The following is a 9,697-nucleotide window of genomic DNA, read 5'->3' on the forward strand; positions in this document are numbered from 1 at the left end:
GCAGCTACCCGGCAGAGGTTGGGGCAGCTAGCCGAGCACCACGGCATCGCCCACCTGCAGGCGGCCGGTGAGGGGGCCGGTCACGTTTTGGCCAAAGAGCACTTTGCTGGCCGGCTTGCGGTAGGTGGCCAGCGTGCGCAGGGGCTCGCTGGCGGCATTTTTCTGGGCCGTGGCCTGGTCGATGGTGACGACGACGCAGCGCCCGCAGCCGCGCACCGACCGGAAGGCCTGGCCATTAATCTGAAAATCAGTCCATTGCAGCTCGGCGTCGGCGAGAGCGCCGCGCACAATGAGGTTGGGCCGGAAGCGGTTCATGGGCACGGGCTCGGCCAGCTGTTCGTTGAGCTTGGCCAGCGACTCCTCGGTGGCCAGCAGGTAGGGATAGCCGTCGGCGAAGCTGACGAGCGTACCGGCGGGGTTCAGCTCGGGCTGGTCGGGCTCGACTTCGCGGCGGGCCATGTCCGACATGTACACCAGCTTGCAGGGCTGGCCCAGGGCCTCGCTCAGCCACTCGTCGGCGGCGGGGGTGCCGCGCCACGCAAATACCATATCATCCCAGATGCTGACAAACAGCGTTTTATCGGACGTAGCCTCAAACGGGATGTAGAGCGGCAGCAGCTCGGGCCGCTGGTGGTGGCGCAGCAAAAAGCCATTGTGGGCCGCCTCCACGGCCAGCAGCGCCATGCTGGCGTGCTCGCGCTGGGTGAGGAAGCGGTTGTGCTCGTCTACTATCAGCCAGCGGCGGTCGTGGCGCAGGCCCTGCGGCGTGAGCTCGGCGGCCGGCACACTGATGCCGCCCAGCGACTTAACGGGGTAAATGACAAGGCTAGTAAGCGTGAGCGGAGCAGAGGAAGCAGACATAGCCGCAAAAGTAAGCTGCGCTTAAATGAGGAAGGGGAAGCGAAAAATTATCACGTGGTAATTTTTCGCTTCCCCTTCCTCCTTCCCAAGTAACTGCTAATGCAGGGCCCGCTTCTTCACCATGCCGCCTTTGGCATCGTTTACGCTGTGCATAATCGTGAATGCCTTGGGGTCGATGCGGTTAACTTCATCGGTTACCTGGCTGACTTCCAAGCGCGTAACTACCGTAAACACAATATCAATCGGGCTGGGCTGCTCGCCGTGTGAGCCATAGCCGCGGTGGCCGGCATACACCGTAACGCCCCGGCCGAGGCGCTCGGTGAGGGCGCGCCGAATAGCGTCGCTGTGCTCCGAAATGATGGTGACACCCGTGTATTCTTCGATGCCATTGACCACGAACTCAATGGTTTTGGAGGCGGCCAGGTAGGTGAGAATGGAGTAGAGCGCCGTGGGCACGTCGAGCACCACGGCCACGATGAGGAAGATGAGGATGTTGAGCATCAGCACAAAGTCGCCCACGCTGAGGCTGGCCTTGCGGCTGAGGTACACGGCCAGAATTTCGGTGCCGTCGAGCACGCCGCCGCCGCGCATGGCCAGCCCGATGCCCGCCCCCAGAAAGAAGCCACCGAATACGGCAATCAGCATCTTATCCTGCGTGACGACCGGGAAATGCACGGTTTCGAGCACGATGGCCAGCGCCAGAATAGCCAGCAGCGCCCGGATGGCGAAATCCTTACCCAACTGCCTGTACCCGAGCCAGATAAAAGGCAAATTAAGCGCCACCAGAAACACCGATAGCGGCAACGGAATGAAGCGCGCCGCGAGCAGCGAAATGCCCGTAACGCCCCCATCAAACAAGCCGCTGGGCAGGATGAATGCCTCCAGGGCCAGCGCCGCCGAAAACACGCCGGCCACTAGATATAAGATGCTGCGCAGCTGCTGGCGCAGCCACGGTTCGGAAGATTTGGGCGGTTGGTGGTCGGCCATGGCCGGGTGGTCGGCAATGGTAGCCAGCGCCGCCTCTGAGGCAGCGCTGGGAATAGCGGCGGCGCTGGCCCGCAGCAGGCGCATTCTTTGGAGGACAGATAATTGAGCAAGCATGGGTTGGCTTACGCAAAAAACCGGGCTTCCGCCAACGCTTATTTACTTTTGGCAGCCTCCAACTGGGCGGCCAATTGCAGGGCGGCGTATAAATCGACGATGCCGCCGGTGGCCGATAACGTGCTGAAATCAGCCTTTTTGCCGTTTTCGCCGGGCACCAGCACCAGCGTGTGGTGCACCTGCGCCGACTGCCGGATAATGCGTTTGAGGTCGGCGGCCGTGAGGCTGGGGTAGTACGACTTGAGCACGGCAGCCACGCCGGCCGTAACGGGCGCGGCCATGCTGGTGCCACTCTCAGAGCCGTACTTGTTGCCGGGCAGCGTGGAGTAAATACCCACGCCGGGCGCAAACACATCGACCTGGCGCTTGGAATAGTTGCTGAAGCTGGCGGGCAGGTTCTCGTTGTCGTCGGGGCCCGAGGCGCCAACCGTGAGCAGGTTGGGCGGCACCGAGCCATCGAGGTAAAAGGAAGCGGGGTAGTGCGGGTTCACATCGAGGTTATCATCTTCATTACCAGCGGCGTGCACCAGCAGCACGTTTTTGCTGGCCGCGTACTTGTAGGCGGCTTCCACGGCGGGGCGCTGGGGCGAAAACTCCTTGCCGAAGCTCATATTGATAATCTGCGCGCCATTGTCCACGGCGTAGCGGATGGCGTTGGCCACGTCCTTGTCGCGCTCGTCGCCATTGGGCACGGCGCGCACGCTCATCACGCGCACCGGCGCGCCGGCAATACCCTGAATACCAATATCATTGGTACGCACGGCCGCAATAATACCCGCCACGTGGGTGCCGTGCAGGGCGTCGGGGCCAGTCACGTCGTTGTTGCCGTAGTCGCGCTGAGTTACGTCGTCGATATTGTCCTTCACAATGTCGGCGCGGGCGTTGAACTTGGGGTTCAGGCTGTAGTCGAGCTGCTCGCGCTGGTCTTTGAGCTCGCTGTTAAGCTCGGCCAGCAGGGCGTCGGTGTCGGCGATGCCACCCTGCTTCATGTTTTGGTAGAGCGAGGTGAGCAAGGACTTTATTTCGGCATCGGTTACCTGGGCGGCGGCCTGGCGCATGGTAGCCGTGTCGAGGCGCGTCACGTTGAGCTTTTCCTTGAGCGCGTCGGTCATCTGGGTGAGCGGACCGGTCATTTGGTCGGCCTGGGCCAGGCCGCTGGTCAGCTCCTTGCGCTTGGCGTCGTAGGCTTTTTTGGCCCGCAGGTACAGGGCGTAGTCGGCGCGGTCGGCGGCCTTTACCTGGGCGCTGGTTTTGCCAGCAAAGCGCGGGCCCAGCTTGCCCACCACGCGGGTTACTTCGAGGGTTTCGACCGAGATATTGCGGCCATCTTTGCCCCCCAGAAAATTCCAGCCGTGCACGTCGTCGATATAGCCGTTCTTATCGTCGTCGATGCCGTTGCCGGGAATCTCGCCGGGGTTGCGCCACAGAATGGGCTTGAGGTCGACGTGCGCCGTATCGATGCCCGAGTCGATAACGGCCACGATGACGGCGGTGGGCACGCGGCCTTTCAGCAGCTCGGCGTAGGCGCGGGTGGTACCGGTACCGGGCGTTTTGTCGAGCTGCGGGTCACGCAGGTACCACTGGGCCTGGGCGGCCTCGGCCACGGTGGGGCCGGCTGGGGCCGGGGGCGTGGCGGGAGCCCCGGCGCTAGGCAACGTTTGGGCCTGGGCAGCGGCGGGTAAGAGCAGGGAAGCGGCCAGCGCGAGGCGCGGCCAGGTAGCAAGTGGGGTGGAGCGCATCAGGAAGAATAAAAGCAGCCTCAAAAGTAGGCAGCGGCCGCTGGGCCCATAGACGAGCCAACGCCGCTGGGCGTTGCGCCCGGGGCGGGTTAGTACCTTCGGCGCTTCGCTAAAAAAGGCCGGATGAGAACGTTAGGGATGCTTTAATAGGGCTTGCGCAAAACGTTTGTCATTGCGAGCGAAGCGTGGCAATCGCCCCAGAACGACGACGTGCGGGTATAGTTCTGGGGCAATTGCCGCGCTTCGCTCGCAATGACAAACGTTTTGCGTAAATCCTACTTAACTATACGCCGGCTGGGATGCAGCGAACCTTCTTGACGACCACGCCGGCTTCGAGCCAGGCAACGCAGGCGTTTTTATCAGCTACGGGATTTATCCAGGCCACCGGACGGGGTATTTGCAGTGGCTGCGCGTGCGTCGTAAATAAAGCCAGTACATTGGTTTCCTGCGATACTACCGCATGGTCGGTGGCCAAGGCATTTTCCAGTAAATGCACGTCTTTTAGCATTTCGTAGCGAGCCTTGCCAGTGCATGCCAGCTGATGCACCCGGGCGGTAATACCACTATCTGGCTCGGGCCGCAGCACTACATATAGTTTCTTGCGCAGCATAGAAGCCAACCAGGTTTTAGCAAACCCCGATTGGTGCTTTAGCCACTCCTGATACTGCATTGGCGACAGCACTACTTGGTGCTGCTGGGCCAGCATGGTTTCCAGCACCGCTCGGCAAGCATCCGATGTTGGATGGACGCTGGCGCTGGCCGATTTTGCCACGTTGGTATCCACTACAATGCGGCGCGAATTACCAGAAATCCTCATTGCGCAGCCTCCCCAAACTGCCGCAAGCCTACTGCCGTGAGGTAGGCATCCTGGGCCTTTAGTTCTATATCGCTGAAGTCTTCGGGCCAGTCGCCGTACGCGCCATCTTCGTCGGGCTGCACATACTGCACCTGGCTGGCCCCTTTCGCGTCGCGGGTAAACCAGTGCAGGCCCACGTCGGTATTGGCAATTTTGCCCTGCGCAATCAGTGTTTGTATCGTTAGTAGCAGCAGGCTGCTGTGCGTTTCCACAATCACGCGCACGCCCCGGTTAGCGGCTTCGGCCAGCAGCTCGCCCATGGCCACCTGGGCGCGGGGGTGCAGGTGCAGCTCGGGCTGCTCGATATACACAATTTGCCCCTCCTGCGCCGCAATGAGCGCCACCAGTATCGGCAGCACCTGCGACACGCCGATGCCCACGTCGGCAATATTTACCATGTCGGCTTTCTTGGGTTTGATTTTGGAAGTCGAGGGCAAGCGGTTCACGCTTAGCTCCACTTCGTTGGCATTTTTAACTTTTGCTGTAACGGCATTGGTGAGGCCGAGACGTTGGAGGGAGGTGTTAATTTGAGTCAGGGCTTCGGTGTTATTTTCTTGTTGCCATTGGCTAATTGTGCCGGCAGCGTATATGTCGAAGGTACCTTTTATTTGGCCTGTAGAATAGGTAGCTAAATAGTTTCTATCAGGTCCCCGTCGGAGACCAGGGATATGTATCGTATTTGCCAAACTTTCAACTAAAAAGTGGGCAGGGAAATAAAATCCTTTGGGTTCATTTTTAGCATCATAAAAATTAATTGCCAGAAATGACCCGGTTTTGATTACTTCGCAACGACTCGCACTTAGAAAAGCTGAGTTTGGGGATAAGATATTAGCGAGTTGATTATTTATTACGTCTAACCCGTCTCCTAGCTTAATATTAAGTATCCCTTTATTATTATTACCAGAAACATAATTGGAAGTTTGGTGCGCAAGCGTAAAGTTATTTACTTCAGACTGATAGGTAGTTTGCAGAAAAGAACTTGTTGTAAACTGGTCCGGTAGTATTCCAAAAATATTAAGTCCTGTGAATTTGATTGAAAATTCTTTTGCTTTGTCAATCCTGCTCAATAAGTCCTCAGCCCTCTCTGCTTTTAAATGCTCGCCGTTTAGTACCAACGCGCTAGCCGGCAAATACGGCGCTTCCATCGTCTGCTTAATCAATAACAGCGGCTGCATAATGCTCGACTTACCCGAGCTGTTGGTACCCGCCAGCAGCGTGAGGGGCCGCACGTGCAGCGTAGCATCGACCAGCGACTTGTAGCCCTGCACCCGAATTTCCTCGATGAGCATGTAGGGCGGGCGAGCCGGTGCAGAGGCGGGTGGTGAAGGAGGAGTGCGTTTGGTAGCCATGCGGCAAAGTACGGACCAGCAGCCCCAAGCTACCGCTGCCGCCTAAGACTGGCAGCTTCACCTTTTCGACAGCACAATGGCCCTTACTTCCACAACGCATTACCTAGGCTCCGTAGCGGGCACTGGCTTCTTTTTTGTAGGGTCGGGCGCGGCGGTTATTTCTGCACAACTACGTTTTTATTAAGCTATGGTATTCACTGCTACGCTTCGGCCCTGGCTCGCGGGCCTGGGCCTCGCATTCCTGCCGGGTTTGCTGCTGGCCCAAACTACTACCCCCACCCTGCCCGCCACGGCCTCGGCGCTGCTGGCCTCTAGCCCCGATGATGCCACCGCCCAGGCCCAGGCCACGGTGCAGCTGCTCACGCGGCGCGTCGATAGCCTGCGCGTGGCCTACCGCCAGCAGCAGCGCATGTATAGCGACCTGGGCGGCAAGTTTACCAGCTTTTTGGCGGGCCAGAAGCTGAGTCAGAGCACGCGCTTTGCGCTGGCCAAGAACAACGTGCACGCCACCGCCAATCTGCTGCTGGTGTGCCACGGCCGCCTCACGCAGCTGCGCGCCCTCACCCAGGCCCTGCGCAATGCCAACGAGCAGGCGGCTCTCAGCTCGCCCACCGAGAGCAATCCGCTGGGCATTTCGCTGGTGGAGTACACCAAAACGCTGGTGGCCAACAAGGCCGTGGACAAAAGCAAGGGCCGCCGCCTGGTAGACCTGGCCGCCCACCTCAGCCAAAGCTCGTACCTGACGGCCGTGCCCACCGTGGGGCCCATGCTCAACGCCGTGGGCCAGCTGCTCACCAGCGTGCGCGCCAGCAGCCTCAGCAGCGACGGCTTCACGCCCGACCAAGTCAAGCTTATCGAAACGGGCCTGCGGCCGACGCTCAACTTTTTCAGCACCCTCGACGCGGCGCGGGCCGATAACCAGACCGCCCTGCTCACCCTCGACAATGAGCTCATGGTGCTGCAACACCAGCTCAGCCAGCTCTACCGGCCTTATACGCAATTAGTTGCCTACCAAGAAGATATATCTACTTACTACACCGCGCCGCCGGCCGGACAGCCGGCCACCAACTCGCTCGACGTGGGCAACATCAGCCACATGAGCAGCTACGTGGCCGATAAGCTCAATGCCCGCTTCGCCTCGCTCGACCAGGCTTTTGGCCGCGCCCAAAACCAGGGCGACATCCTCGACCCCGACGGCTACCTCACGCCCGCCAACAACTCGGCCGAGGCCGCCGTGCAGCTCGCCGCCCAGCTCCAGAGCCTCACCGACCGCCTGCCCGTTATCACCAGCCAGTACAGCGCCGCCATTCGGGCCGCCATTGCCCAGGGCCAGCAAGATGGCCTCATTAAGGCCGACCGCGCCACCAAGGTCATAGCCGACGAAACCCGCCGCGCCCACGACGCCGCCGAGACTTACCAGCAGGCGCGGGCTTCGGAGCGGTTTGGCGATATTCTGGGCAATGTGAAGCCGTTGTTCAAGCTGTATTAAGGAGGTAACGTGGACGCTGCGAGTCCGCGCGTGGCACAACTGGCACGACTGGCACGCAATGTGCCAACGACCCCACGCGCGGACTCACAGCGTCCACGCTACCTCAAATCCAACCCAGCGTTCTATCCCACAGCTCCTTACGCAGCTGCGCATCCGCCGCTTGCGGCGCAAAAGCCGCCAGCTTTTGCTGGTCAAAGTACGCGCCCGTTACGGCGGCCAGCTCGGGCGCGGTGGCCAGGTAAAAGGGGGCTTTACCCGAGCGCGCAAGAGGCTGAACCAGGCCCAGACCCGCCCCACCCACCCGCACGGCCACGCGCAGCCAGCCCGTCACTTTCAGCACGCGGGTGTTGTAGAGACCGGGGCTCATGGCGTTCACCGTGATGCCGCGGTGGCGCACGCGGCCGGCCTGCTCCACCGTAAATAAGGCGTTGGCCAGCTTGGTGTTGCAGTAGCTGGCGCGGCCGCTAAAGTCCAGGCCGCAGGGTGTGCGAGCCAGGTCGAAGTGGCCTTGCAGGTGCAGGCCGGTGTTCACGGTGAGAATGCGGCTGGGCGCGTTGCGGGCCAGCAGCTCGACCAGGCCCGTACTTAAGATAAACGGGGCCAGGTAGTTAACCATAAAGTTGGTTTCAAGGCCGTCGGCGTTCAGCACGCGCTTGGTCATAAAAACGCCGGCGTTGTTGATAAGCAGCTGCAAATCAGGTACTTCCTCTAATATCAGCGCCACCAGCGCCTGGCAGCCTTTGATGGTACCCAGCTCGCCCACCAGATAGCGCACTTGCGGGTTGCTGGTGCGGGCGCTAATCTGGGCTGCGGTGGCCCGGCCCCGCGCCGCATCGCGCGCGGTGATGACGACCGGGTAGCCTGCGTGGGCGAAGTGCGTGGCCGTGGCCTTGCCGATGCCGCTGGTGCCGCCGGTGATTAAAACTGTTGGGGGCTTCATGAGCGGTGCCAGCCGCCAACTGGGCCGGCCGGCGCCGCGCAAGATAGTCGCGGGCACCGCCTGGCTAGTCGCCCCGGTCCGCCGGCCGACCAACGCACGTACCCTGACCCAGGAATTTGCGTTAGGTAGCCAAACCTTCTTCCTTTTCCATGAAATACAACCTGCTGGGCAATACGGGCCTCAAAGTATCCGAACTGTGTCTGGGCACCATGACCTTCGGGGGCACGGGCTGGGCCGCCGCCATCGGCAACCTCGGCCAGGCGGCCGTAGACGAGCTTATGAAGCGCTCACTCGACGCGGGCATCAACTTCGTCGACACGGCCAACGTGTACTCCGAGGGCTTGTCGGAGGAGCTCACCGGGCAATCGCTGCACAACCTGGGCATTAGCCGCGACAACGTGGTGCTGGCCACCAAGGTGCGCGGTAAAATGGGCGACGGCCCCAACGACGCCGGCCTCACCCGCAAGCACATTATGGCCCAGGCCGAGGCGAGCTTGAAGCGCCTCAAAACCGACTACATCGACCTTTACCAAACGCACAGCTTCGACCCGCTCACGCCCTGGGAAGAAACGCTGCGCGCCCTCGACGACCTCGTGCGCCAAGGCAAGGTGCGCTACATCGGGGCCAGCAACGTGGCGGCCTGGCAACTGATGAAAGCCCTCGGCGTGTCGCAGCAGCAGCACCTCGAAAAGTACGTGTCGCTGCAAGCCTACTATACCATTGCGGGCCGCGACCTGGAGCGCGAGCTGGTGCCGCTGCTGCTCGACCAGAAGGCGGGCCTCCTGGTGTGGAGCCCGCTGGCTGGCGGCTTCCTCAGTGGCAAATTTACCCGCGACAACCAGGGCGGCGCCGATGACCGCCGTACCGGCTTCGACTTTCCGCCCGTGAACAAGGAGCTGGCCTTCACCATTTTGGATAAGCTGCGCCCGATGGCCGAAGCCAAGGGGGCCACCGTGGCGTCGTTGGCGCTGGCCTGGCTGCTGCACCAGCCGGTGGTGAGCAGCGTCATCATCGGGGCCAAAAAAATGGACCAGCTCGAAGACAACCTCCAAGCCGTGGACGTCAAGTTTACCCCCGAGGAGCTGAAGGAGCTGGACGAAGTGAGCAAGCTCGCGCCCGAGTACCCCGGCTGGATGCTGGAGTTCACGAAGGGCGACCGCCAGGCGTAGGTCGGCGGCGGGCGCGCTGGTAGCTGCTGGCCGTTGGCCTGAATTTTGGATAACAAAAAAGGCTCGTAGTGGTTGAAAAACCTTATTGGGTCTGGTGGGCTTTTCCGTAGAAAAGCGCTTTCGTCATGCTAATTTATCGCTTGTTTCTGACCGCTGAGGAACGCCAGACCCTGGAGGACTGGCGAAAGAAGTA

Annotated in this window: 8 protein-coding genes; 2 read left to right on the forward strand and 6 right to left on the reverse strand. The window is 60.9% G+C overall.

Features of this window, described 5'->3' with window-relative positions; all coding sequences use genetic code 11:
• Positions 1-27 precede the first annotated feature (27 nt).
• The 5 genes from QMK33_RS18270 to QMK33_RS18290 form a co-directional block, all read right to left on the reverse strand.
• Entirely contained in the window at positions 28-861 is an 834-nt protein-coding gene (locus tag QMK33_RS18270; protein ID WP_283566060.1) for an MOSC domain-containing protein, read from the reverse strand.
• Between the two features lie 96 nt (positions 862-957).
• Positions 958-1,962: a YitT family protein gene (locus tag QMK33_RS18275; protein WP_283566061.1), complete on the reverse strand. Its 1,005-nt coding sequence runs from the start codon at positions 1,960-1,962 to the stop codon at positions 958-960.
• A gap of 38 nt (positions 1,963-2,000) precedes the next feature.
• Positions 2,001-3,725, reverse strand: coding sequence for a S8 family peptidase (locus QMK33_RS18280; RefSeq protein WP_283566062.1), 1,725 nt, complete (start codon positions 3,723-3,725; stop codon positions 2,001-2,003).
• A 259-nt stretch (positions 3,726-3,984) separates the two neighbouring features.
• A complete protein-coding gene (locus tag QMK33_RS18285) occupies positions 3,985-4,518 on the reverse strand; it encodes a hypothetical protein (RefSeq protein WP_283566063.1) in 534 nt (177 codons plus the stop codon).
• A complete protein-coding gene (locus tag QMK33_RS18290) occupies positions 4,515-5,906 on the reverse strand; it encodes an AAA family ATPase (protein WP_283566064.1) in 1,392 nt (463 codons plus the stop codon). The genes QMK33_RS18285 and QMK33_RS18290 overlap by 4 nt, the downstream gene beginning before the upstream one ends.
• 187 nt (positions 5,907-6,093) lie before the next feature.
• Between QMK33_RS18290 and QMK33_RS18295 the strand changes: the two genes are divergently transcribed.
• Entirely contained in the window at positions 6,094-7,395 is a 1,302-nt protein-coding gene (locus QMK33_RS18295; protein ID WP_283566065.1) for a hypothetical protein, read from the forward strand.
• 103 nt (positions 7,396-7,498) lie between these two features.
• On the opposite strand, the gene QMK33_RS18300 is transcribed toward QMK33_RS18295, so the two are convergent.
• The gene (locus QMK33_RS18300) at positions 7,499-8,335 is read right to left on the reverse strand and encodes an SDR family NAD(P)-dependent oxidoreductase (protein ID WP_283566066.1); all 837 of its coding nucleotides are present in this window, start codon (positions 8,333-8,335) and stop codon (positions 7,499-7,501) included.
• Positions 8,336-8,484: 149 nt separating this feature from the next.
• Between QMK33_RS18300 and QMK33_RS18305 the strand changes: the two genes are divergently transcribed.
• Positions 8,485-9,504 (forward strand): aldo/keto reductase, encoded by a 1,020-nt coding sequence (locus tag QMK33_RS18305; RefSeq protein WP_283566067.1) that lies wholly within the window; start codon positions 8,485-8,487, stop codon positions 9,502-9,504.
• Positions 9,505-9,697 lie beyond the last annotated feature (193 nt).

It is taken from the genome of Hymenobacter sp. H14-R3 (assembly GCF_030063445.1).
Classification (GTDB): Bacteria; Bacteroidota; Bacteroidia; order Cytophagales; family Hymenobacteraceae; genus Hymenobacter.

Coding starts and splice junctions, on each gene's coding strand:
- QMK33_RS18270 (WP_283566060.1), bottom strand. CDS start 861: ATGTCTGCTTCCTCTGCTCCGCTCACGCTTACTAGCCTTGTCATTTAC.
- QMK33_RS18275 (WP_283566061.1), bottom strand. CDS start 1,962: ATGCTTGCTCAATTATCTGTCCTCCAAAGAATGCGCCTGCTGCGGGCC.
- QMK33_RS18285 (WP_283566063.1), bottom strand. CDS start 4,518: ATGAGGATTTCTGGTAATTCGCGCCGCATTGTAGTGGATACCAACGTG.
- QMK33_RS18290 (WP_283566064.1), bottom strand. CDS start 5,906: ATGGCTACCAAACGCACTCCTCCTTCACCACCCGCCTCTGCACCGGCT.
- QMK33_RS18295 (WP_283566065.1), top strand. CDS start 6,094: ATGGTATTCACTGCTACGCTTCGGCCCTGGCTCGCGGGCCTGGGCCTC.
- QMK33_RS18300 (WP_283566066.1), bottom strand. CDS start 8,335: ATGAAGCCCCCAACAGTTTTAATCACCGGCGGCACCAGCGGCATCGGC.
- QMK33_RS18305 (WP_283566067.1), top strand. CDS start 8,485: ATGAAATACAACCTGCTGGGCAATACGGGCCTCAAAGTATCCGAACTG.